The 23,639-nt window shown below is 57.8% G+C and carries 21 protein-coding genes and 1 pseudogene; 18 read left to right on the forward strand and 4 right to left on the reverse strand.

Annotation, left to right across the window (positions count from 1 at the left end; translation table 11 throughout):
• Nucleotides 1–463: 463 nt before the first annotated feature.
• The 4 genes and pseudogenes from gyrB to dnaA all read right to left on the reverse strand — a co-directional run bounded on the left by gyrB (nucleotide 464) and on the right by dnaA (nucleotide 6,768).
• The gene (gyrB, locus tag ACZ3GY_RS19705) at nucleotides 464–2,881 is read right to left on the reverse strand and encodes a DNA topoisomerase (ATP-hydrolyzing) subunit B (RefSeq protein ID WP_463562982.1); all 2,418 of its coding nucleotides are present in this window, start codon (nucleotides 2,879–2,881) and stop codon (nucleotides 464–466) included.
• 3 nt (nucleotides 2,882–2,884) lie between these two features.
• Nucleotides 2,885–3,987, reverse strand: a pseudogene (recF, locus tag ACZ3GY_RS19710) (DNA replication/repair protein RecF).
• A gap of 142 nt (nucleotides 3,988–4,129) precedes the next feature.
• Nucleotides 4,130–5,233, reverse strand: coding sequence for a DNA polymerase III subunit beta (gene dnaN / locus ACZ3GY_RS19715; RefSeq protein ID WP_225836785.1), 1,104 nt, complete (start codon nucleotides 5,231–5,233; stop codon nucleotides 4,130–4,132).
• A gap of 35 nt (nucleotides 5,234–5,268) precedes the next feature.
• Nucleotides 5,269–6,768, reverse strand: a complete 1,500-nt coding sequence (gene dnaA / locus ACZ3GY_RS19720) for a chromosomal replication initiator protein DnaA (protein WP_463562983.1) — start codon at nucleotides 6,766–6,768, stop codon at nucleotides 5,269–5,271.
• Nucleotides 6,769–7,291: 523 nt separating this feature from the next.
• Here dnaA and rpmH point away from each other — a divergent pair.
• From rpmH to ACZ3GY_RS19810, 18 genes are all read left to right on the forward strand, one after another.
• Entirely contained in the window at nucleotides 7,292–7,426 is a 135-nt protein-coding gene (rpmH, locus tag ACZ3GY_RS19725; RefSeq protein ID WP_003213577.1) for a 50S ribosomal protein L34, read from the forward strand.
• 15 nt (nucleotides 7,427–7,441) lie between these two features.
• Nucleotides 7,442–7,843, forward strand: a complete 402-nt coding sequence (gene rnpA / locus ACZ3GY_RS19730; protein ID WP_463562984.1) for a ribonuclease P protein component — start codon at nucleotides 7,442–7,444, stop codon at nucleotides 7,841–7,843.
• Nucleotides 7,836–8,081 (forward strand): membrane protein insertion efficiency factor YidD, encoded by a 246-nt coding sequence (gene yidD, locus ACZ3GY_RS19735; RefSeq protein ID WP_463562985.1) that lies wholly within the window; start codon nucleotides 7,836–7,838, stop codon nucleotides 8,079–8,081. Before rnpA ends, yidD begins: the two co-directional genes overlap by 8 nt.
• 2 nt (nucleotides 8,082–8,083) lie before the next feature.
• Nucleotides 8,084–9,823 carry a membrane protein insertase YidC gene (gene yidC, locus ACZ3GY_RS19740; protein WP_465911677.1) on the forward strand — a complete coding sequence of 580 codons (1,740 nt, stop codon included), beginning with the start codon at nucleotides 8,084–8,086 and terminating at the stop codon, nucleotides 9,821–9,823.
• A gap of 75 nt (nucleotides 9,824–9,898) precedes the next feature.
• Nucleotides 9,899–11,266: a tRNA uridine-5-carboxymethylaminomethyl(34) synthesis GTPase MnmE gene (gene mnmE / locus ACZ3GY_RS19745; RefSeq protein WP_465911678.1), complete on the forward strand. Its 1,368-nt coding sequence runs from the start codon at nucleotides 9,899–9,901 to the stop codon at nucleotides 11,264–11,266.
• A gap of 734 nt (nucleotides 11,267–12,000) precedes the next feature.
• Complete coding sequence (gene mnmG, locus ACZ3GY_RS19750) at nucleotides 12,001–13,893, forward strand: tRNA uridine-5-carboxymethylaminomethyl(34) synthesis enzyme MnmG (protein ID WP_465911679.1); 1,893 nt, start codon at nucleotides 12,001–12,003, stop codon at nucleotides 13,891–13,893.
• Nucleotides 13,893–14,537, forward strand: a complete 645-nt coding sequence (gene rsmG / locus ACZ3GY_RS19755; protein ID WP_465911680.1) for a 16S rRNA (guanine(527)-N(7))-methyltransferase RsmG — start codon at nucleotides 13,893–13,895, stop codon at nucleotides 14,535–14,537. The genes mnmG and rsmG overlap by 1 nt, the downstream gene beginning before the upstream one ends.
• Nucleotides 14,538–14,550: 13 nt before the next feature.
• A complete protein-coding gene (locus ACZ3GY_RS19760; RefSeq protein WP_463562989.1) occupies nucleotides 14,551–15,339 on the forward strand; it encodes a ParA family protein in 789 nt (262 codons plus the stop codon).
• Nucleotides 15,340–15,350: 11 nt separating this feature from the next.
• A complete protein-coding gene (locus ACZ3GY_RS19765) occupies nucleotides 15,351–16,223 on the forward strand; it encodes a ParB/RepB/Spo0J family partition protein (protein ID WP_465911681.1) in 873 nt (290 codons plus the stop codon).
• Nucleotides 16,224–16,381: 158 nt separating this feature from the next.
• Nucleotides 16,382–16,774, forward strand: coding sequence for a F0F1 ATP synthase subunit I (locus ACZ3GY_RS19770; RefSeq protein ID WP_465911682.1), 393 nt, complete (start codon nucleotides 16,382–16,384; stop codon nucleotides 16,772–16,774).
• A 31-nt stretch (nucleotides 16,775–16,805) separates the two neighbouring features.
• Entirely contained in the window at nucleotides 16,806–17,675 is an 870-nt protein-coding gene (gene atpB / locus ACZ3GY_RS19775; protein WP_465911683.1) for a F0F1 ATP synthase subunit A, read from the forward strand.
• 166 nt (nucleotides 17,676–17,841) lie between these two features.
• The gene (atpE, locus tag ACZ3GY_RS19780) at nucleotides 17,842–18,099 is read left to right on the forward strand and encodes a F0F1 ATP synthase subunit C (RefSeq protein ID WP_003097235.1); all 258 of its coding nucleotides are present in this window, start codon (nucleotides 17,842–17,844) and stop codon (nucleotides 18,097–18,099) included.
• Between the two features lie 57 nt (nucleotides 18,100–18,156).
• Nucleotides 18,157–18,627 carry a F0F1 ATP synthase subunit B gene (locus ACZ3GY_RS19785; protein ID WP_465911684.1) on the forward strand — a complete coding sequence of 157 codons (471 nt, stop codon included), beginning with the start codon at nucleotides 18,157–18,159 and terminating at the stop codon, nucleotides 18,625–18,627.
• A 14-nt stretch (nucleotides 18,628–18,641) separates the two neighbouring features.
• On the forward strand, nucleotides 18,642–19,178 hold the full coding sequence (locus ACZ3GY_RS19790) for a F0F1 ATP synthase subunit delta (protein ID WP_465911685.1): 537 nt from the start codon (nucleotides 18,642–18,644) through the stop codon (nucleotides 19,176–19,178).
• Nucleotides 19,179–19,199: 21 nt separating this feature from the next.
• Nucleotides 19,200–20,744 (forward strand): F0F1 ATP synthase subunit alpha, encoded by a 1,545-nt coding sequence (gene atpA, locus ACZ3GY_RS19795; protein WP_465911686.1) that lies wholly within the window; start codon nucleotides 19,200–19,202, stop codon nucleotides 20,742–20,744.
• A gap of 50 nt (nucleotides 20,745–20,794) precedes the next feature.
• Nucleotides 20,795–21,655 carry a F0F1 ATP synthase subunit gamma gene (atpG, locus tag ACZ3GY_RS19800; RefSeq protein ID WP_465911687.1) on the forward strand — a complete coding sequence of 287 codons (861 nt, stop codon included), beginning with the start codon at nucleotides 20,795–20,797 and terminating at the stop codon, nucleotides 21,653–21,655.
• Nucleotides 21,656–21,700: 45 nt separating this feature from the next.
• Nucleotides 21,701–23,077 carry a F0F1 ATP synthase subunit beta gene (gene atpD, locus ACZ3GY_RS19805; protein WP_131179397.1) on the forward strand — a complete coding sequence of 459 codons (1,377 nt, stop codon included), beginning with the start codon at nucleotides 21,701–21,703 and terminating at the stop codon, nucleotides 23,075–23,077.
• Between the two features lie 42 nt (nucleotides 23,078–23,119).
• Nucleotides 23,120–23,548, forward strand: a complete 429-nt coding sequence (locus ACZ3GY_RS19810) for a F0F1 ATP synthase subunit epsilon (protein ID WP_042554474.1) — start codon at nucleotides 23,120–23,122, stop codon at nucleotides 23,546–23,548.
• Nucleotides 23,549–23,639: the final 91 nt, after the last annotated feature.

Below are 23,639 nucleotides of genomic sequence, written 5' to 3' on the forward strand. Positions count from 1 at the left end.
AGCCGGGATATGTCCATCGCGGCTTATAGGGGAATCTACATTCTGATTCGCGATCTGCGAATTCCGGCGTAGGCATGGCCGGTGGTCATCCAGTTGGTTGCGTTCGCCTATGCGCTGCGCGGTCGCGGAGGAATCTCGCTGGTGTTCTCTGACCGAATCAGACCGGTTTGGTCTGGGTCGAGCGGCGTCGAGCTGCGGTAACATGGGATGAGTAAGGCTAGCCGACTGCTGTAGCCAAGCGCTACTGCTGGCTGATCATCTTCAGGGCAATCCTCTCTGCCTGCCTAATGGAGACTATTTGAGGGAGCAGATCAGCAGCAGCCTGCTTGCTGATGAGCGATGGGATCGTTAGATCGTTATAAGTTGCTGATCTATAAATAAAAACCGGCCAAAAGGCCGGTTTTTATTTATACCGTGACAGTAACGCCCAATCGCGATACTTATTGTGCCCATCGACAAGGCATCAAACGTCGAGGTTGGACACCGCCAGGGCGTTGGTCTCGATGAAGTCACGACGCGGCTCGACTTCGTCACCCATCAGGGTGTTGAAGATCTGGTCAGCGGCGATGGCGTCTTCAATGCGGACTTTGAGCATGCGACGAACCTCAGGATCCATAGTGGTTTCCCACAGCTGGTTGGGGTTCATCTCGCCAAGACCTTTGTATCGCTGGATGCTGTGACGCTTGGTACTTTCGGTCATCAGCCAGGTCAGGCCTTCTTTGAAGGTGGTGACCGGCTTCTTGCGCTCGCCACGCTGCACGTAGGCGCCTTCTTCCAGCAGACTGTTCAACTGGTCACCCAGGGTGGTGACGGTTTTGTAGTCGTTGCTGGTGAAGAAATCACGGTTGAAGGTGATGTAGCTGGAGTTGCCATGGGAGATCAGCTCGACCTCAGGCAACCACAGGTGACGTTCCTGGTCTTCACGTAGGCTGGTCTTGTAGGCCAGACCGGATTTTTCCATGGTCTTCAAGCGGGCATCGAACAGAGTCAGCCAGCTTTCCATGGCAGCCTTGTCGGCCATCAGTTCGGTAGTCACACCCGACAGGTAGACGAAGTGCTCGGTGAGTTCCATGGGGTACAGGCGCGACAGACGCTTGAGGGTCTTCATCACCAGGCGGTAGTCATTGACCAGACGCTCCAGCGACGCACCGGACAGACCCGGTGCACTCTCATTGACGTGCAGGCTGGCGTCTTCCAGGGCCGACTGGGTCATGTATTCCTCCATGGCCTCGTCGTCCTTGATGTACTGCTCCTGTTTGCCTTTCTTGACCTTGTACAGCGGCGGCTGTGCGATGTAGATGTAGCCGCGCTCGACCAGCTCTGGCAACTGGCGGAAGAAGAAGGTCAGCAGCAGGGTACGGATGTGCGAACCGTCGACGTCAGCATCGGTCATGATGATGATGTTGTGGTAACGCAGCTTGTCGATGTTGTATTCCTCGCGGCCGATACCACAACCGAGCGCGGTGATCAGCGTGCCGACTTCCTGAGAGGAGATCATCTTGTCGAAGCGTGCTTTTTCGACGTTGAGGATCTTGCCCTTGAGCGGCAGGATCGCCTGGGTCTTGCGGTTACGGCCCTGCTTGGCAGAACCGCCCGCGGAGTCACCCTCCACGATGTACAGTTCGGAGAGGGCAGGATCCTTCTCCTGGCAGTCGGCCAGTTTGCCTGGCAGGCCTGCGATATCCAGCGCGCCTTTACGACGGGTCATTTCACGCGCTTTACGCGCCGCTTCACGGGCACGAGCGGCGTCGATCATCTTGCCGACAACAGCCTTGGCTTCGTTAGGGTTTTCCAGCAGGAAGTCAGAGAAGTACTTGCCCATTTCCTGCTCGACCGCGGTTTTCACCTCGGAGGAGACCAACTTGTCCTTGGTCTGCGAGCTGAATTTCGGGTCCGGAACCTTGACCGAGATGATCGCGGTCAAACCTTCACGGGCATCGTCGCCCGTGGTGGCGATCTTGTGCTTTTTGGCCAGACCTTCCTGCTCGATGTAGTTGTTCAGGTTGCGCGTCAGCGCCGAACGGAAGCCCGCCAGGTGGGTACCGCCGTCACGCTGAGGAATGTTGTTGGTGAAGCACAGCAGGTTTTCGTTGAAGCTGTCGTTCCACTGCAGGGCCACTTCCACACCGACGCCGTCATCACGTTGTACGGAGAAGTGGAACACCTGGTTCACGGCTGTCTTGTTGACGTTCAGGTATTCAACGAATGCACGTAGGCCACCCTCGTACTTGAACAGTTCCTCCTTGGCGGTACGCTCATCCTTCAGAAGGATGCCGACACCAGAGTTCAAGAACGACAGTTCGCGCAGGCGCTTGGCCAGAATGTCCCAACTGAAGTGAATGTTGGCGAAGGTGTCTGCCGACGGCTTGAAGTGAATCTGTGTACCTGTGGTATCGCTGTCGCCAACAGCCGCGATAGGTGCTTGTGGCACACCGTGAATGTAGGTCTGTTCCCAAATCTTGCCGCTGCGGCGAATGGTCAACACCAACTCTCTAGAGAGCGCGTTGACCACCGAAACACCAACACCGTGCAGGCCGCCAGAAACCTTGTAGCTGTTGTCGTCGAACTTACCGCCGGCGTGCAGCACGGTCATGATGACCTCGGCAGCAGAGACGCCTTCTTCCTTGTGAATATCGACCGGAATACCACGGCCATTGTCGCGCACACTGATCGACTCATCCGGGTGGATGGTAATGGTGATATCGCTGCAGTGCCCCGCCAGGGCTTCATCGATGGAGTTATCGACCACCTCGAAGACCATGTGGTGCAGACCGCTGCCGTCATCGGTGTCGCCGATGTACATGCCAGGCCGCTTGCGTACGGCATCCAGGCCTTTAAGGACCTTAATGTTATTGGAGTCGTACGTTTGGTTTTCGCTCATGCTTCACTCCCGGTGGTCGAGGTCTGGGTGATACGTCCATGTTCCACGTGGAACATGGAAACCGGCGTATCCGTTTGCCAGCCATCGCTCAACAATTCATGGTCTACGCAGGTGATGAATACCTGGCAGTTCAAATCTTCCAACAAACGGCACAATGCGCGGCGGTGCTGTTCATCCAGTTCTGACGGTAAGTCATCCACCAGATAGATACATTGGCCACGCTTGGCCTGATCAACCAAATGCCCTTGGGCAATCCGTAAGGCGCACACCACCAACTTCTGCTGGCCGCGCGACAAGATGTCCGCTGCGTTGTGCGCACCAAGCCTCAACCTGAGGTCTGCTCGCTGCGGGCCGGATTGGGTATGCCCAATCTGCTGGTCACGCAACAGGGAAGACGTCAGCACTTCATTCAGGGGGCGGTCTTTGTCCCATCCCCGGTAGTAACTCAGCGTGAGCCCCTGAAGCTCAACCAGCTCGCTCAGGGTGCGCTCGAAGACAGGCTTCAGCTGCTGTATGTAGGATCGCCGATAAATGTCGATTTCATCGCTGGCCAGGCACAACTCGCGATCCCAGGCCGCTTGAGAAACGGCATCAAGTGTACCACGGCGAAGCCACGAGTTCCGCTGCTTGAGGGCCTTCTGCAGGCGCTGCCAGGCGGGGAGAAAACGAGGTTCCACGTGGAACACTCCCCAATCGAGAAACTGCCGACGGATTTTCGGTGAGCCTTCGAGCAAGCGAAAGCTATCGGGATTGATCAGTTGCAACGGCAGGGTTTCAGCAAGTTGCGCTGCGCTGCGCGCATTCTGTCCGTCGATGCGAATCTGAAAGTCACCCTGGCGATCCCGTGAAACGCCCAAATTGCTCTGCCGCCCATCAGCGAGGTTCACCTGCCCAAACAGAGTGCAGACTTGTTGCTCGTACTGGATAACGGGCAATAGCCGAGCACTGCGAAACGAACGCGCAAGGCCGAGCAGGTGAATGCCTTCAAGCACGCTGGTTTTACCGCTGCCGTTGGCGCCATAGAGGATGTTGATGCGCGGGGAGGGCATCAGCGTCGATGGCTGAAGATTGCGCACCGCGGTCAGGTTAATGCGGATCAGGGACATGAAGCGGGCCGTCGAGGAAGGGGCAAGCAAATAGTACTGCCAGAAACGAAATCAGCTTTGGATGTAGCGGGTCAGGGTCTGATCCGAACATACCAAAGCTGATTTCAATAACGCCTGGGTTGCCTGTTAGCGGCAGCGACAATTACAGGCGCATCGGCATGACGACATAAGCGGAATCGTCATTGTCGGCTTCCTGCACCAGCGCACTGCTGTTGGAATCGGAAAGAATCAAACGCACCTGCTCGGTAGTCATCACGCCCAGCACATCGAGCAGATAGCTGACGTTGAAACCGATCTCCAGCGCACCACCGTTGTACTCGACAGCGATTTCTTCTTCGGCTTCTTCCTGCTCCGGGTTGTTGGCCTGGATTTTCAGCAGGCCAGCGGCCAGTTGCAGACGAATGCCGCGATACTTTTCGTTCGACAGAATCGCTGTACGGCTGAAGGCTTCACGCAGGCCCTGACGATCGGCAACGACCAACTTGTCGCCACCACGCGGCAATACGCGCTCGTAATCCGGGAACTTGCCGTCGACCAGCTTGGAGGTGAAGGTGAACTCGCCGGTGGTCGCACGAATGTGATGCTGACCCAGAACGATACTAACGGTGCCGTCCTGTTCGGTAAGCAGACGGGCCAGCTCCAGGATACCTTTGCGTGGCACGATCACCTGATGACGCTCGACCTGCTCGATGCTGGCTTCCATGGAGCACATCGCCAGACGATGGCCATCGGTGGCGACAGCGCGCAGCACACCGGTTTGCACTTCCAGCAACATACCGTTGAGGTAGTAACGGACGTCCTGCTGAGCCATGGCGAAGCTGGTGCGCTCGATCAGGCGACGCAGTTTGCTCTGCACCAGATCGAAGGTCAGCGAACCCGGACCTTCTTCGACGGTTGGGAAGTCGTTGGCAGGCAAAGTGGACAGCGTAAAACGGCTGCGACCGGCCTTGACCAGCAGCTTCTGCTCGTCGACACGAATGTCGATCAGCGCGTCAGACGGCAAGCTCTTGCAGATATCCATCAGCTTGCGGGCCGGTACGGTGATTTCACCCGGCTCGGCAGCATCTTCCAGCGTCACACGCCCGACCAACTCGACTTCAAGGTCGGTGCCGGTCAGCGACAGCTGCTGGCCTTCGACGACCAGCAGCACATTGGATAGAACCGGCAAGGTCTGGCGGCGTTCCACGACGCCGGCGACCAGTTGCAGGGGTTTCAACAGGGCTTCGCGTTGAATGGTGAAGTGCATGGTCTAGTCCCTTGCCTCGTGCGTGGAGTTGCGTATCAAGTAGTCAGTGTACGCAGCAGATTCTTGTAGTCCTCGCGAATATCCGCATCGGACTCCCTAAGTTGAGCAATCTTACGACAGGCGTGCAATACCGTGGTGTGATCGCGACCGCCGAAGGCCACACCGATTTCCGGCAGGCTGTGGTTGGTCAGTTCCTTGGACAGCGCCATCGCCACCTGACGCGGTCTGGCGATGGAGCGAGAACGACGCTTGGACAACAGATCGGAAATCTTGATCTTGTAGTACTCGGCCGTGGTGCGCTGGATATTGTCGATACTGACCAGCTTGTCTTGCAGGGCCAACAGATCCTTCAGCGACTCGCGAATCAGCTCGATGGTGATGTCACGCCCCATGAAGTGCGAGTGGGCGATCACCCGCTTCAACGCACCTTCCAGCTCACGTACGTTGGAGCGGATACGTTGGGCGATGAAAAATGCCGCGTCGTGAGGCAGATCGATCCTGGCCTGATCGGCTTTTTTCATCAGGATCGCCACACGGGTTTCCAGTTCGGGCGGCTCTACCGCCACGGTCAGGCCCCAGCCGAAACGTGACTTGAGGCGCTCTTCCAACCCTTCGATCTCTTTCGGGTAGCGGTCGCTGGTGAGGATCACCTGCTGGCCACCTTCGAGAAGCGCATTGAAGGTATGGAAAAACTCTTCCTGGGAGCGTTCCTTTTTGGCAAAGAACTGGATGTCATCGATCAGCAGCGCATCCACCGAACGGTAGAAGCGCTTGAATTCGTTGATCGCATTCAGCTGTAGCGCCTTGACCATGTCGGCCACAAAACGCTCGGAATGCAGGTAGACCACCTTGGCGTTCGGGTTCTTCGCCAGCAGGTGGTTACCCACCGCGTGCATCAAATGCGTCTTGCCGAGGCCAACGCCACCATAAAGGAAGAGCGGGTTGTAACCGTGTTTGGGATTGTCCGCTACCTGCCAGGCAGCAGCGCGAGCCAACTGGTTCGACTTACCCTCGACGAAGTTGTCGAAGGTAAACGTACGGTTGAGATAGCTGGTGTGCTTGAGACCACCTTCTACCTGTACATTACGCTCATTGCGCGCCGGAGCAACGCTGGATGCGGCACCGGCCATGGAATCAAAGCTGGCCCGCGAGGGTTCGGATTGAGCCGGAGGTTTTGGCGGCGGTGCAATGACCTGTGGCACGGGGGCCGGGGAAGACGGAGGCAAGCTGCTGTAATTGGAAACCGGCTGGGAAGGTGAGGGCGTCAGCACAGCCCGTGGCGCCGAGCTACGACGGCTGCCGATCAACAGCGATATGGCGGGTACCACACCCATTGCACGCTCACCTAACAGCTCGAGCATACGGCTCATGTACTTCTCATTAACCCAGTCGAGCACGAAACGATTGGGTGCGTAGACACGCAGCTCATCGCCTTCGGCTTCTACTTGTAGTGGACGGATCCAGGTGTTGAATTGCTGGGCAGGCAGTTCGTCGCGTAGAAGTTCTACGCACTGCTGCCAAAGTTCCACGGACACGGACATCCCCTGATCAAAAGCGCTGAGTCAAAAACAGCCGCCATTGTAGCCTCCACAGCCCGAGTTATCCACATACGAAAGCTCTCGAGTACATGCCAAATCAAGGCGTTACCCGATATGTCGCATGTCGGATGAATAACTATAAACCCTGTGGATAAAGCACCTTGAGATCAGTGTGCAACCCTAGGCGAAACTCGGTGGATAATCAGCCTGTGGGTAAGTAGCCCTTTCGTCCCCAGCTTATAACCACGTACCTAACAACTGCGGCACCGCTTTCTGACAGAGTTTCATACTCGCTTAAGCCTTACAGACAAAGGCCTAAAGGCACTTATCCACAGAATATTGGTTACGTAAATATAAAAACAATAACAAGCTCTTCTTAAAAGATTCTTTCCTTTATATATTTATCTATCTCGAAAACACTTGGTTGGAAATTGACCTGGCCTGCGGCTTTGTCTAGAATCGCCGGTCTCTTAAAACGGGGGCCATTCCGGCCCGTTGTCGACAGCCAGGTAACCGCATCATGAAACGCACTTTCCAACCCAGCACCATCAAACGCGCTCGTACCCACGGCTTCCGTGCTCGTATGGCTACCAAGAACGGCCGTGCCGTCCTGTCGCGTCGTCGCGCCAAGGGCCGTGCTCGTCTCGCAGTCTGATATTCCAGTCTTGTGGTGAGTCGAGGCTTCGGCCGGGAGAAGCGCCTGCTAACTCCCCGGCAATTCAAGGCAGTTTTCGACTCTCCCAGTGGCAAAGCGCCGGGCAAGAGTGTCCTGCTGCTTGCGCGCAACAATGAGCTTGATCATTCACGCCTAGGTCTGGTGATCGGGAAGAAAAGCGTCAAGCTCGCTGTTGAGCGCAACCGCCTGAAACGCCAGATCCGCGAATCGTTCCGCCTCAGCCAGGACAACCTGGTCGGCTGGGACATCGTGGTGGTAGCGCGTAAAGGCCTGGGCGATCTGCAGAATGCCGAACTGGCTCAACAGTTCGGCAAACTGTGGAAACGCCTCGCCCGCAGCAAACCCGCCCAACAGGCCGATGCCCAGACTGGGGTGAACGACAATCCGAATGCGTAAACTGGCTCAAGCTCCAATCCGGTTTTACCAGTACGCCATCAGCCCGTTGATGGCCAGTCATTGTCGTTTCTACCCCTCTTGTTCCTGCTACGCGCTTGAAGCCATCGAAACCCATGGCGTCCTGCGTGGTGGCTGGCTGACCGTTCGTCGTCTGGGACGTTGTCACCCCTGGCATCCCGGAGGCTACGATCCGGTGCCCCTCGCGAAACACTCCCGATCCTCTTCGATGGCCGAATAATCATGGATATCAAACGCTCGATCCTGATCGTCGCCCTGGCAGTCGTGTCCTACATGATGGTTCTTCAGTGGAACCAGGACTACGGCCAGGCCGCTCTGCCGAATCAGACAGCTTCGACCAGCAAAGCCGCTCCCAGCTTGCCGGAAACCGCCTCCGTTGCCAGCAACGACGATGTCCCAACGGCAAACGCCGACGGCAGCGCTCCTAGCCCGGTGGAGGCCGTCGCTGTCAGCGATGAGCTGATCCAGGTCAAAACCGACGTTCTGGATCTGGCCATCGATCCGCGCGGTGGTGATGTGGTGCGTCTGCAACTGCCGCACTACCCGCGTCGTCAGGATCGTCCCGATGTGCCCTTCCAGTTGTTCGACAACGGTAGCGAGCACCTGTACCTGGCACAAAGCGGCTTGACCGGCACCAATGGTCCGGACGCCCGTGCCAACGGACGCCCGCTGTACAACAGCGAGCAGCGCGTCTATCAATTGGCAGACGGCCAGGATCAACTGCAGGTCGATCTGAAATTCAGCGAAGCCGGCGTCAACTACATCAAGCGTTTCACCTTCAACCGTGGCCTCGTCGCAGGCTGTTCGGCCAAGGAAGTGGAGCAGAAGAAAGCCGGTTGCATCAATGGTAACGGCTACCAGATCGGTGTTTCTTACCTGATCGACAACCAGAGCGGTGCCGCCTGGAGCGGTAATCTGTTCGCCCAGCTGAAGCGCGACAATAGCGGCGATCCATCCTCAAGCACCGCCACCGGCACTGCTACCTACCTCGGTGCAGCACTGTGGACCGCTGAGAAGCCCTATACCAAAGTGTCGATGAAAGACATCGACAAGCAGGGTCTCAAGGAAACCGTACAAGGCGGCTGGATCGCCTGGCTGCAGCACTACTTCGTGACTGCCTGGATTCCGTCGAAAGACGACACCAATCTGGTACAGACCCGCAAGGACAGCCAAGGTAACTACATCATTGGCTACACCGGCCCTGCACTGAGCATTCCTGCCGGCGCTGAAGGCCAGACCAGCACCACGCTGTATGCCGGTCCGAAGATTCAGAAGGATCTCGCTGCGCTGTCGCCGGGTCTGGATAAGACGGTCGACTACGGCATTCTCTGGTTCCTTGCCGAACCGATCTTCTGGTTGCTGGAACATATCCACAACATTCTGGGCAACTGGGGCTTCTCGATCATCGTCCTGACGCTGATCATCAAGCTGGCTTTCTTCCCGCTGTCAGCTGCCAGCTACCGTTCCATGGCGCGCATGCGCGCCGTATCACCGAAGCTGCAGGCTTTGAAAGAACAGTTCGGTGATGATCGCCAGAAGATGTCCCAGGCGATGATGGAGCTGTACAAGAAAGAGAAGATCAACCCGCTGGGTGGCTGCCTGCCAATCCTGGTGCAGATGCCGGTATTCCTCGCGCTGTACTGGACTCTGCTGGAATCCGTAGAGATGCGTCAGGCACCGTGGATCCTGTGGATCACCGACCTGTCGATCAAGGATCCGTTCTTCATCCTGCCGATCATCATGGGCGCTACCATGTTCATCCAGCAGCAGTTGAACCCGACACCGCCAGATCCCATGCAGGCTCGTGTAATGAAGATGATGCCGATCATTTTCACCTTCTTCTTCCTGTGGTTCCCGGCTGGTCTGGTGCTGTACTGGGTGGTCAACAACGTCCTGTCCATCGCTCAGCAGTGGTACATTACCCGCAAGATCGAAGCGCAGACCAAGGCTGCAGCGGCCTGATCTACCCCGCTTCGCCAGCTACAGACAGAGCGCCCCCTTGTGGGGCGTTCTGCTATCCAGCGTTTGGAGGAATTTATGCCTACATCCCGTGAAACCATCGCCGCCGTCGCTACCGCCCAGGGGCGTGGTGGTGTAGGTATCGTGAGGGTCTCCGGCCCACGCGCACGGATGATTGCGATCACCCTGAGTGGTATCGAGCCTACCCCTCGACATGCGCATTACAGCGCGTGGCATGACGATGCCGGTGACGTGATCGACGAAGGCCTGTTGCTGTTCTTTCCAGGCCCCAACTCCTTCACCGGTGAGGATGTACTCGAATTGCAGGGCCATGGCGGCCCGGTAGTCCTGGATATGCTCCTGCAACGCAGCCTGGAGCTTGGAGCACGCCAAGCCCGCCCGGGTGAGTTCAGTGAACGCGCCTTTCTCAACGACAAACTCGACCTGGCTCAGGCAGAAGCCATTGCCGACCTTATCGAGGCTAGTTCTGCACAGGCAGCGCGCAATGCTGTGCGCTCGCTGCAAGGCGAATTCTCCCGGCGTGTGCACGAGTTGACCGAACGGTTGATCAGCCTGCGCATCTATGTGGAAGCTGCCATCGACTTCCCTGAAGAGGAAATCGACTTTCTTGCCGATGGCCATGTACTGAGTCTGCTCGAAGGCGTACGTGCACAGTTATCCACAGTTTTACGCGAGGCTGGCCAGGGTGCGTTGCTGCGCGATGGTATGAACGTGGTGATCGCCGGTCGCCCGAATGCGGGTAAATCCAGCCTGCTCAATGCGCTGGCCGGGCGCGAAGCCGCTATCGTCACCGATGTCGCCGGCACCACGCGGGATGTGCTCCGTGAACATATCCACATCGATGGCATGCCGCTGCACGTGATCGATACTGCCGGGCTGCGTGACACCGAGGATCAGGTCGAGCGGATCGGTGTAGAGCGCGCGCTGAAGGCCATTAGCGAAGCGGATCGGGTACTTTTGGTGGTCGATTCCACCGCGCCCGAGGCCAATGATCCTTTTGCCCTGTGGCCGGAGTTTCTCGAGCAACGACCGAACCCAGCTCAAGTCACGCTGATCCGTAACAAGGCCGATTTGTCGGCCGAAGCCATAGGCCTGCAGACCAGCGACGACGGTCATGCCACGCTGGTGTTATCGGCGAAGTCCAGCGATGGCCTGGATCTGCTGCGTGAACACCTGAAGGCCTGCATGGGCTTCCAGCAGACGGCGGAAAGCGGCTTCAGCGCTCGTCGCCGCCACCTGGATGCGCTGCATCAGGCTCAGAGCCACCTCGATCACGGCCATGCCCAACTGACACTTGCAGGCGCTGGCGAGCTGCTTGCCGAAGACCTGCGTCAGGCCCAACAGGCGCTGGGTGAGATTACGGGTGCCTTTAGCTCCGACGATCTGCTGGGGCGCATCTTCTCGAGCTTCTGCATCGGTAAATAACTGCTTCTGGATGCAGCGGCATTGCCGAGATCACCCAAACGGTGCTCTCGGCCTGGTACTGATCTCGCACTTATCCCCAGCCATACACTCCCCGTCAGTGGATCAGGCAATGATCCAACGCGTCTGCACGTGCACCTCCCACCCAGTCTCCGTCCGCAGTCACCCACGCAGTTAGTGGCAGGGAATGCTGCGCGTATACAGCTAGCTACGAACTGCCCATTTCAACGCTCACCTTCAGTTGAGAGTGAAAATTGGATTTCCACAGGGAAAATAAACCCTGTGGAAAACCAACTCTAAGCTATGCCTATAACCCGGTGAAAAAGCTAGGGATAAACCACCCTGTGAATAAGTACCACTTTTACACACAGGCTGATCACTGCTACCTAACACCCTCCGCCCAGGATAATCCCGCTTTCATACATCGCTGTACACTATGTGGTTACTGGCCTGTAGGGATCTATCCACAGAAATCGCGTAGACCATTTATAAACATAAAAACAAGCTTTATAAAAAAATCATTCTTTATTCTTTTATTTACCTTAAGACCCTCTGCCTACCAAACACGATGTCCTGACAGGGATGAAGCACATCTGGCAGGCGTACAAAATGATCGTTGACCAATTGGCTATTTTTTGTTCAAAAGGCTTCTTTCAACCTGGCTAAGTCCCTATACTTGCCGCCCTTTCTCGCTTTCAAACTAAAAAGCTCCCTTCTCAACAGGCACGAGGTGCGTGGTGGATTTCCCTTCCCGTTTTCAGGTGATCGTCATCGGCGGCGGCCATGCCGGTACCGAGGCTGCGCTTGCAGCGGCGCGCATGGGCGTAAAAACCCTGCTGCTAACCCACAACGTGGAAACCCTCGGGCAGATGAGCTGCAATCCGGCCATAGGCGGGATCGGCAAAAGCCACCTGGTCAAGGAAATCGACGCCCTGGGTGGCGCCATGGCGATTGCCACCGACAAGGGCGGCATCCAGTTCCGCGTACTCAACAGCCGAAAAGGCCCAGCAGTACGTGCGACCCGTGCCCAGGCTGACCGCATCCTGTACAAGGCCGCGGTGCGCGAGATCCTGGAAAACCAGCCCAACCTGTGGATATTCCAGCAGGCTGCTGACGACCTGATCGTCGAGCAGGACGAAGTCAAAGGCGTGGTCACCCAGATGGGTCTGCGTTTCTTCGCCGATTCCGTCGTGCTGACCACCGGCACCTTCCTCGGCGGACTTATCCACATCGGCCTGCAGAACTATTCCGGCGGTCGTGCCGGCGATCCACCTTCGAACGCCCTCGCCAAGCGCATGCGTGAATTGCCGCTGCGCGTCGGTCGCCTGAAAACCGGTACGCCACCGCGCATCGATGGTCGCTCGGTGGACTTCTCGGCGATGACCGAGCAGCCAGGCGATACACCGATTCCGGTGATGTCGTTCATGGGCAACAGGGAACAGCATCCTCGCCAGGTGAGCTGTTGGATCACTCACACCAACGCCCGTACCCACGAAATCATCGCGGCCAACCTCGACCGTTCGCCGATGTATTCTGGGGTTATCGAAGGTGTCGGCCCGCGTTACTGCCCGTCGATCGAAGACAAGATCCACCGTTTCGCCGACAAGGACAGCCACCAGGTGTTCATCGAGCCGGAAGGCCTGACCACCCATGAGCTGTACCCCAACGGCATCTCCACCTCGCTGCCGTTCGACGTGCAATTGCAGATCGTGCAAAGCATCCGCGGCATGGAGAACGCTCATATCGTGCGCCCGGGCTATGCCATTGAGTACGACTACTTCGATCCGCGCGACCTGAAGTACAGCCTGGAGACCAAGGTCATCGGCGGCCTGTTCTTCGCTGGGCAGATCAACGGCACCACCGGCTACGAAGAAGCCGGCGCACAGGGCCTGCTGGCCGGTGCCAACGCCGCATTGCGCGCCCAGGGCAAGGACAGCTGGTGTCCACGCCGCGACGAGGCGTACATCGGCGTGCTGGTCGACGACCTGATCACCCTGGGCACCCAGGAGCCGTACCGCATGTTCACCTCGCGGGCCGAATACCGTCTGATCCTGCGCGAAGACAATGCCGATCTGCGCCTGACCGAAAAGGGGCGCGAGCTGGGCCTTGTGGATGATGAACGCTGGGCAGCCTTCGAGGCCAAGCGTGAAGGCATCACCCGCGAAGAGCAGCGCTTGAAAAGTACTTGGGTACGCCCGAACACGCCTCAAGGCGACGCCATCGTCGAACGTTTTGGTACGCCGCTGACCCATGAGTACAACCTGCTCAACCTGCTGTCGCGCCCGGAGATCGATTACGTTGGCCTGGTCGAGGTGACCGGTGAAGGCGCTGAAGATCCCCAGGTCGCCGAGCAGGTCGAGATCAAGACCAAGTACGCCGGTTACATCGAGCGTCAGCAGGACGAGATCGCTCGTCTGCGCGCCAGTGAAGATACCGTGCTGCCGGAAGACATCGACTACGCCAATATTTCTGGCCTATCGAAAGAGATTCAGCACAAGCTGGGCAACGCCCGGCCCCAGACCCTGGGCCAGGCATCACGGATTCCGGGCGTCACCCCAGCAGCGATTTCCCTATTGCTGATCCACTTGAAGAAACGTGGCGCCGGTCGCCAGCTGGAGCAGACCGCCTGATGTCCGTTACGTCTCGTCATGCCGAAGAACTGCAACAAGGCGCCCGCGAACTGGGTGTCACTCTGTCCGAGCAGCAACACGAGCGATTGCTCGCCTACCTGGCATTGCTGATCAAATGGAACAAGGCCTACAACCTGACCGCCGTGCGCGACCCCGACGAGATGGTCTCGCGCCATCTGCTCGACAGCCTCAGCGTGGTGCCCTTCGTCGCAGAGGCTGGGGATAACTGGCTGGACGTCGGCAGTGGCGGCGGTATGCCAGGAATTCCGCTGGCCATCCTGTTTCCTGAGCGGCGCTTCACGCTGCTCGATTCCAATGGCAAGAAAACCCGTTTCCTGACCCAGGTCAAACTCGAGCTGAAGCTGGTCAACCTGGAAGTTATCCACAGCCGTGTGGAAGCCTTCACGCCGGAGCACCCGTTCAGCGGTATCTGTTCGCGGGCTTTCAGCTCGCTGGAAGATTTTTCCAACTGGACGCGCCACCTTGGCGATACCCAGACCCAGTGGCTGGCGATGAAGGGCGTGCATCCGGATGACGAGCTGCAAGCACTGCCAGCAGACTTCCGTCTCACTGCAACCCACGTGCTCAAGGTTCCCGGTTGCCAAGGTCAACGCCATCTGTTGATACTGCGTCGCTCGGTTTAGGGGGAACGGCAACATGGCTAAAGTATTCGCAATCGCCAACCAGAAAGGCGGCGTGGGCAAGACCACGACCTGCATCAACCTGGCGGCTTCCCTGGTTGCGACCAAACGCCGTGTGCTGCTCATCGACCTTGATCCACAGGGCAACGCCACCACCGGTAGCGGTGTGGACAAACAGGCGCTGGAGCATTCCATCTACGACGTGCTGGTTGGCGAGTGCAACCTGGTCGAGGCCATGCAGTTCTCCGAGCACGGCGGTTACCAGCTGCTGCCGGCCAACCGCGATCTGACCGCCGCGGAAGTTGGCCTGCTGGAAATGAAGATGAAGGAGAGCCGCCTGCGTTACGCCTTGGCGCCGATCCGTGAGAATTACGATTACATCCTCATCGACTGTCCGCCGGCGCTGTCCATGCTGACCGTCAACGCTCTGGTCGCCGCCGATGGGGTGATCATTCCGATGCAGTGTGAGTACTACGCACTAGAGGGGCTGAGCGATCTGGTCGATAGCATCAAGCGTATTGGCAAGCTGCTCAATCCGTCGCTGAAGATCGAGGGCCTGCTGCGCACCATGTATGACCCGCGCATCAGCCTGACCAACGATGTATCGGCGCAGCTCAAGGAACATTTCCCTGACACGCTCTATCAAACCGTCATCCCGCGCAACGTGCGCCTGGCCGAAGCGCCAAGTTTTGGCATGCCGGCGCTGGTCTACGACAAGCAATCACGTGGAGCGATCGCTTATCTGGCGCTGGCTGGCGAATTGGTTCGCCGCCAGCGTGCGAACGCTCACACCGCAAACGTATAAGGAATTCATGCATGGCCGCCAAGAAACGTGGGCTGGGACGAGGCCTGGACGCCCTATTGGGGGGCTCCAGCGTCGACGCCCTGGAGGAAGAAGCGGTCAAGGCTGACACCAGCGAGCTGCAGCACCTGCCCCTGGATCTGATCCAGCGCGGCAAGTACCAGCCGCGCCGTGATATGGATGCCACTGCGCTCGAAGAGCTGGCCCAGTCGATCAAGGCTCACGGTGTGATGCAACCTATCGTCGTGCGTCCTGTAGGCGACGGTCGTTTCGAGATCGTCGCCGGTGAACGCCGCTGGCGAGCGACTCAGCAAGCCGGCCTGGAACGCATCCCGGCGCTGGTACGCGAGCTGCCAGACGAAGCGGCCATTGCCATGGCGCTGATCGAGAACATTCAGCGCGAAGACCTCAGTCCGATCGAAGAAGCGATGGCCCTGCAGCGCCTGCAGCAGGAGTTTCAGCTCACCCAGCAACAGGTCGCCGAAGCAGTTGGCAAGTCGCGGGTAACCATCACTAACCTGCTGCGCCTTATCGCCTTGCCAGAAGAAGTAAAAACTCTTCTCTCCCATGGTGATCTGGAAATGGGCCACGCTCGTGCGTTGCTTGGTTTGCCTGCCGAACAGCAGACAGAAGGAGCGCGACACGTTGTCGCACGCGGGCTTACCGTCCGTCAGACCGAGGCAATGGTTCGGCAATGGCTGAACACACAGGAGAAGCCCGTTGCCCCTACCAAGACCGATCCGGATATCAGTCGCCTCGAACAGCGCCTGGCTGAGCGGCTGGGCTCTCCCGTACAGATCAAGCATGGGCAGAAGGGCAAAGGGCAATTGGTCATCCGCTATAACTCCCTCGATGAACTCCAGGGCGTTCTAGCCCACATCCGCTGAAACAATTGCCCGCGCAGCACTAGTGCGAAAAGGCTTTCGGGCAGTTGAATGGGGTGGGAACCACCCCTATACTCTGCGCGCATTTCGACGGCACAAAATGTGCCAAGTTATTGATTAGCTTGGTAACGAAGTCTGAGTACGATCTACCGGGAAAAATGATGGATTCACGCACGCCAAAACGCCTGCCATTCCATCGATTACCGGTGTTTCCTGTTCTGGTGGCTCAACTGATAGTGGCATTGGTTCTTGCCGCTGCCTGCTGGCACTGGCGTGGCTCGATCGGTGGATATTCGGGCTTGTACGGCGGCCTGATTGCCTGGTTGCCGAATGTGTACTTCGCCCACAAGGCATTCCGGTTTTCCGGAGCGCGGGCGGCCCAAGCTATCGTTCGGTCGTTCTACGCCGGCGAAGCAGGGAAACTGGTTCTGACAGCGGTGCTTTTTGCGCTGGTGTTTGCAGGTGTGAAGCCTTTGGATGCGCTGGCGTTGTTCGGCGTATTCCTGCTGACCCAATTGGTCAACTGGTTCGCACCCTTGCTGATGAAGAGATAACTTTTAAAGCCTTAGAGCGTTTGAGGGATTTATGGCAGCTGCAGAAACCGCTTCGGGTTATATCCAGCATCACTTGCAGAATCTGACCTATGGTCAGCATCCGGTGAATGGCTGGGGCTTCGCCCACTCCGCTGAAGAAGCCAAAGAAATGGGCTTCTGGGCGTTCCACCTCGATACCCTGGGCATGTCCGTGGTGCTGGGTCTGATCTTCATCTTCCTGTTCAAGGCTGCCGCCAAGCGTGCCACCTCGGGCCAACCGGGCGGTCTGCAAAACTTCGTCGAAGTGCTGGTCGAGTTCGTCGACGGCAGCGTCAAGGACACCTTCCACGGCCGTAACGCGCTGATCGCGCCGCTGGCTCTGACCATCTTCGTCTGGATCTTCCTGATGAACCTGATGGACTTGGTGCCGGTTGACTGGATTCCGGTCGCTGCTGCCAAGATCGCCGGTGACGAGCACCTGTTCTTCCGCGCTGTACCGACCACTGACCCGAATGCGACCCTGGGCATGGCCCTTTCGGTGTTCGCACTGATCATTTTCTACAGCATCAAGGTCAAGGGCATCGGTGGCTTCCTTGGCGAACTGACCATGCATCCGTTCAGCGCCAAGAACATTTTCGTGAAAATTCTGCTGATCCCGGTCAACCTCCTGCTGGAGTTCGTGACCCTGATCGCCAAGCCGATTTCCCTGGCTCTGCGTCTGTTCGGCAACCTGTACGCTGGTGAGCTGATCTTCATCCTCATCGCGGTGATGTTCGGTGGTGGCATCCTGTTGGCAGCACTGGCAGGCGTACTGCAGTGGGCCTGGGCAGTCTTCCACCTGATCATCATCACGCTGCAGGCATTCATCTTCATGATGCTGACCATCGTTTACTTGTCGATGGCGCACGAAGACAGCCATTGATGATGTGCCGCGTATCCATTGCCTTGCTGGCCGGATGCGTGACGTTGTCGATGGATTCCGGCTTCGACTGGAACGCCCGCAAGGGCACTGGAAGTAACGGTTTTGCTTTACCGCTTTACCCTTAGAAAAACCTAAACCAATACGACGTAAAAAGTCGGGAGGAAAGATGGAAACTGTAGTTGGTCTGACCGCGATCGCTGTTGCTCTGCTGATTGGCCTGGGCGCTCTGGGTACCGCCATTGGCTTCGGCCTGCTGGGCGGCAAATTCCTGGAAGGCGCTGCGCGTCAGCCGGAAATGGTTCCAATGCTGCAAGTGAAAATGTTCATCGTCGCCGGCCTGCTCGACGCCGTGACCATGATCGGTGTTGGTATTGCACTGTTCTTCACCTTCGCGAACCCCTTCGTTGGTCAAATCGCTGGCTGATCACTCGAATTTTCGAGTTGATTGGTGTGATGGACAACGAACGAGCGAGGTGTTGGCGTGAACATTAATGCAACCCTGATTGGCCAATCCGTTGCCTTTTTCATCTTCGTGCTGTTCTGCATGAAGTTCGTATGGCCTCCGGTCATTGCGGCTTTGCAAGAGCGTCAGAAGAAGATTGCAGAAGGTCTGGATGCTGCCAGTCGTGCGGCTCGTGATCTGGAGTTGGCCCAAGAGAAAGCGGGTCAGCAACTGCGCGAAGCCAAGACACAGGCTGCTGAGATCATTGAGCAAGCCAAGAAACGCGGTACCCAGATTGTCGACGAAGCTCGTGATCAGGCTCGCGTCGAAGCGGATCGTGTGAAGGCTCAGGCTCAGGCCGAGATCGAACAGGAAATCAACAGCGTCAAAGATGCCCTGCGTGCCCAAGTGGGTGCTCTGGCCGTCGGCGGTGCCGAGAAGATCTTGGGCGTATCTATCGACCAAAACGCGCATGCGGAGCTGGTTTCCAAACTGGCAGCCGAAATTTAAGCGAGGGCGCGATCATGGCAGAACTGACCACGTTGGCCCGACCTTACGCTAAGGCGGCTTTCGAATACGCCCAGGCCCACCAGCAACTGGCCTCTTGGTCAGCCATGCTTGGCCTGGCAGCGGTGGTGTCTCAGGACGCCACGCTGCAGCGCGTGTTCAAGGCTCCGCGTTTGACGAGTACAGACAAGGCCACCACCTTTGTTGAGGTGTGTGGTGACAAGTTCGACGCCCAGGTACGCAATTTCATCCATGTTGTCGCAGAGAACGATCGTCTGGCCCTGTTGCCGGAAATCTACTCGCTGTTCGAGCTGTACAAGGCCGAACAAGAGAAGTCGATCGACGTGGATGTCACCAGTGCCTTCGCATTGAGCGATGAACAGCAAGACAAACTCGCCAAGGTTCTCAGTGCACGGCTCGGCCGGGAAGTGCGCCTGCATGCTGCGGAGGACGCTACCTTGATTGGTGGTGTCGTGATCCGCGCCGGCGACCTGGTTATCGATGGCTCAGTTCGCGGCAAAATCGCGAAGCTGGCCGAAGCATTGAAATCTTGAGTTTGAAGGGGCAGCAGAGCTATGCAGCAACTCAATCCTTCCGAAATAAGTGAAATCATCAAGGGACGTATCGAGAAACTCGACGTCTCTTCCCAAGCCCGTAACGAAGGCACTGTCGTCAGCGTGTCTGACGGTATCGTGCGCATTCACGGTCTCGCCGACGTCATGTACGGCGAAATGATCGAGTTCCCGGGCGGCGTCTACGGTATGGCACTGAACCTGGAGCAAGACTCCGTTGGTGCCGTTGTGCTGGGTGCTTATACCACCCTCGCCGAAGGCATGAGCGCCAAGTGCACTGGCCGCATCCTGGAAGTTCCGGTTGGTCCGGAATTGCTGGGCCGCGTTGTCGACGCACTGGGCAACCCGATCGATGGCAAAGGCCCGATCAACGCTCAAGCCACCGACGCAGTCGAGAAAGTCGCACCTGGCGTGATCTGGCGTAAGTCGGTCGACCAGCCGGTGCAGACCGGTTACAAGTCGGTCGATGCCATGATCCCGGTAGGCCGTGGCCAGCGTGAGCTGATCATCGGTGACCGTCAGATCGGTAAGACTGCTCTGGCAGTCGACGCCATCATCAACCAGAAGAAGAGCGGCATCTTCTGCGTTTACGTAGCCATCGGTCAGAAGCAATCGACCATCGCCAACGTGGTTCGCAAACTGGAAGAGTCCGGCGCCCTGGCCAACACCATCGTGGTGGCTGCTTCGGCTTCCGAATCCGCTGCGCTGCAGTTCCTGGCTCCTTACGCCGGCTGCACCATGGGCGAATACTTCCGTGACCGCGGTGAAGATGCCCTGATCGTATACGACGACCTCTCCAAGCAGGCCGTTGCTTACCGTCAGATCTCCCTGCTGCTACGCCGTCCGCCAGGCCGTGAAGCCTACCCGGGCGACGTGTTCTATCTCCACAGCCGTCTGCTGGAGCGTGCATCGCGCGTTTCCGAAGAGTATGTCGAGAAGTTCACCAATGGCGCCGTGACTGGCAAGACCGGTTCCCTGACCGCTCTGCCGATCATCGAAACCCAGGCTGGCGACGTTTCCGCGTTCGTTCCGACCAACGTGATTTCGATCACCGACGGTCAGATCTTCCTGGAATCGGCCATGTTCAACTCGGGTATCCGTCCGGCCGTCAACGCCGGTATTTCGGTATCCCGTGTGGGTGGTGCTGCACAGACCAAGATCATCAAGAAGCTCTCCGGTGGTATCCGTACCGCTCTGGCTCAGTACCGTGAACTGGCGGCATTCGCCCAGTTCGCTTCTGACCTGGACGAAGCCACCCGCAAGCAGCTTGAGCATGGTCAGCGCGTTACCGAGCTGATGAAGCAGAAGCAATACGCTCCGATGTCCATCGCGGACATGGCGCTGTCGCTGTATGCCGCAGAGCGTGGTTTCCTGACCGACATCGAAGTCGCCAAGATCATCAGCTTCGAGCAGGCTCTGATCGCCTTCTTCAACCGTGATCACGCCGACTTGATGGCGAAGATCAACGAGAAGGGTGACTTCAATGACGACATCGATGGCCAGCTGAAAGCCGGTATCGAGAAGTTCAAAGCCACCCAAACCTGGTAAGCCGCAGCGGGCGCCCAACGGCGCCCGCCTGCTAACCCGATAGGTGTGAAATGGCAGGCGCAAAAGAGATTCGCAGCAAGATTGCGAGCATCAAAAGCACGCAGAAGATCACCAGCGCCATGGAAAAGGTGGCGGTCAGCAAGATGCGCAAGGCACAACAGCGCATGGCAGCTAGCCGTCCCTACGCGGAGCGTATCCGCCAGGTAATTGGTCATTTGGCCAACGCCAACCCGGAATACCGTCATCCCTTCATGATCGAGCGCGAAGTAAAGCGTGTCGGTTACGTGGTGGTGAGTTCGGACCGTGGTCTGTGCGGTGGCTTGAATACCAACCTGTTCAAGGCCCTGGTCAAGGACATGTCGGCAAACCGCGAGCGCGGCGTGGAGATCGATCTCTGCGTGGTTGGTAGCAAGGGTGCGGCATTCTTCCGCAACTTTGGTGGCAACGTCGTCGCTGCGATCAGCCACCTCGGCGAAGAGCCGTCGATCAATGATCTGATCGGCAGCGTCAAGGTGATGCTCGATGCTTACCTGGAAGGGCGCATCGACCGTTTGTCCGTGGTTTCCAACAAGTTCATCAATACCATGACCCAGAAGCCGACCGTGGAGCAGTTGATTCCACTGGTGGCCGATTCGGATCAGGAGCTGAAGCACCACTGGGATTACCTGTACGAACCCGACGCCAAGCAGTTGCTTGACGGGCTGATGGTCCGCTACGTGGAGTCGCAGGTGTACCAGGCAGTGGTCGAGAACAACGCAGCCGAACAGGCCGCGCGGATGATTGCGATGAAGAATGCCACCGACAACGCTGGCGATATCATCAAAGACCTGCAGTTGGTTTACAACAAGGCACGTCAGGCAGCGATCACCCAGGAAATTTCGGAAATCGTCGGCGGCGCTGCCGCGGTTTAACGGTTCAACTGTCTAGAACGGTTGGACAAGTCAGAGGAATCAAAGATGAGTAGCGGACGTATCGTTCAAATCATCGGCGCCGTCATCGACGTGGAATTCCCGCGTGACAAGGTGCCGAGTGTTTATGAAGCGCTGAAAGTAGTCGGCGCCGAAACCACTCTGGAAGTTCAGCAGCAGCTGGGCGACGGCGTGGTGCGTACCATTGCGATGGGTTCGACCGAAGGCCTGAAACGTGGCCTGGACGTCGACAGCACTGGCGCAGGCATCCAGGTACCGGTCGGGGTGAAAACCCTGGGCCGCATCATGGACGTACTGGGCAACCCGATCGACGAAGCTGGCCCGATTGGCGAAGAAGAGCGTTGGGGCATTCACCGTCCTGCGCCGACCTACGCCGAGCAAGCTGGCTCCAACGAGCTGCTGGAAACCGGCATCAAGGTTATCGACCTGGTTTGCCCGTTCGCCAAGGGCGGTAAAGTAGGTCTGTTCGGTGGTGCCGGTGTCGGCAAGACCGTGAACATGATGGAACTGATCCGTAACATCGCCATCGAGCACAGCGGTTATTCCGTGTTCGCCGGTGTGGGTGAGCGTACTCGTGAGGGTAACGACTTCTACCACGAGATGAAGGACTCCAACGTTCTCGACAAGGTAGCCCTAGTCTACGGTCAGATGAACGAGCCACCAGGCAACCGTCTGCGCGTAGCACTGACCGGCCTGACCATGGCCGAGAAGTTCCGTGACGAAGGCCGTGATGTTCTGTTCTTCGTGGACAACATCTACCGCTACACCCTGGCCGGTACCGAAGTATCCGCACTGCTCGGCCGTATGCCGTCCGCAGTGGGTTATCAGCCGACCCTGGCCGAAGAAATGGGCGTTCTGCAAGAGCGCATCACGTCGACCAAGACCGGTTCGATCACCTCGATCCAGGCCGTATACGTACCTGCGGACGACCTGACCGACCCGAGCCCGGCGACCACCTTCGCCCACTTGGATGCCACCGTCGTACTGTCCCGTGACATCGCTTCCTTGGGTATCTACCCAGCGGTCGATCCACTCGACTCGACTTCGCGCCAGCTGGATCCGAACGTGATCGGCCAGGAGCACTACGACACCGCTCGCGGCGTTCAGTACGTGCTGCAGCGTTACAAAGAGCTGAAGGACATCATCGCGATCCTCGGCATGGACGAACTGTCGGAAGAAGACAAGCAGCTGGTATCTCGTGCTCGTAAGATCCAGCGCTTCCTGTCCCAGCCGTTCTTCGTGGCCGAAGTCTTCACCGGTTCGCCAGGCAAGTACGTTTCCCTGAAGGACACCATCGCTGGTTTCAGCGGCATCCTCAAAGGTGATTACGATCACCTGCCGGAGCAGGCGTTCTACATGGTCGGCGGCATCGAAGAAGCCATCGAGAAAGCGAAAAAACTGTAATCACCCGTGCGCCTGGCAACGGGCGCTTACGTGAGGCTAGATATGGCTATGACAGTCCATTGCGACATCGTCAGCGCAGAAGGCGAGATCTTCTCCGGTCTGGTCGAAATGGTGATCGCCCACGGCAACCTGGGTGATCTGGGGATTTCCCCGGGCCACGCACCGCTGATCACCGACCTTAAGCCGGGCCCGATTCGTCTGGTCAAGCAGGGTGGCGAAACCGAGGTGTTCTACATCTCGGGTGGCTTCCTCGAAGTGCAGCCGAGCATGGTCAAGGTACTTGCCGATACCGTGCAACGTGCTGCCGACCTGGACGAAGCCTCTGCTCAGGAAGCCGTCAAGGCTGCCGAGAAAGCGTTGAGCGAGCAGGGTGCCGAGTTCGACTACGGTTCTGCCGCTACGCGTCTGGCCGAGGCCGCAGCCCAGCTGCGCACCGTCCAGCAACTGCGCAAGAAGTTCGGCGGTAGCTGATACCTGCGGGCTTCATCGTTGCTTGGTAAAAGGGTAGCCTTGGCTACCCTTTTGCTTTTCTGCCGTTTTCATTTCGCTGCCGACCCGTGCT

The sequence above is a fragment of the Pseudomonas sp. PME37.24/006 genome, assembly GCF_055556635.1.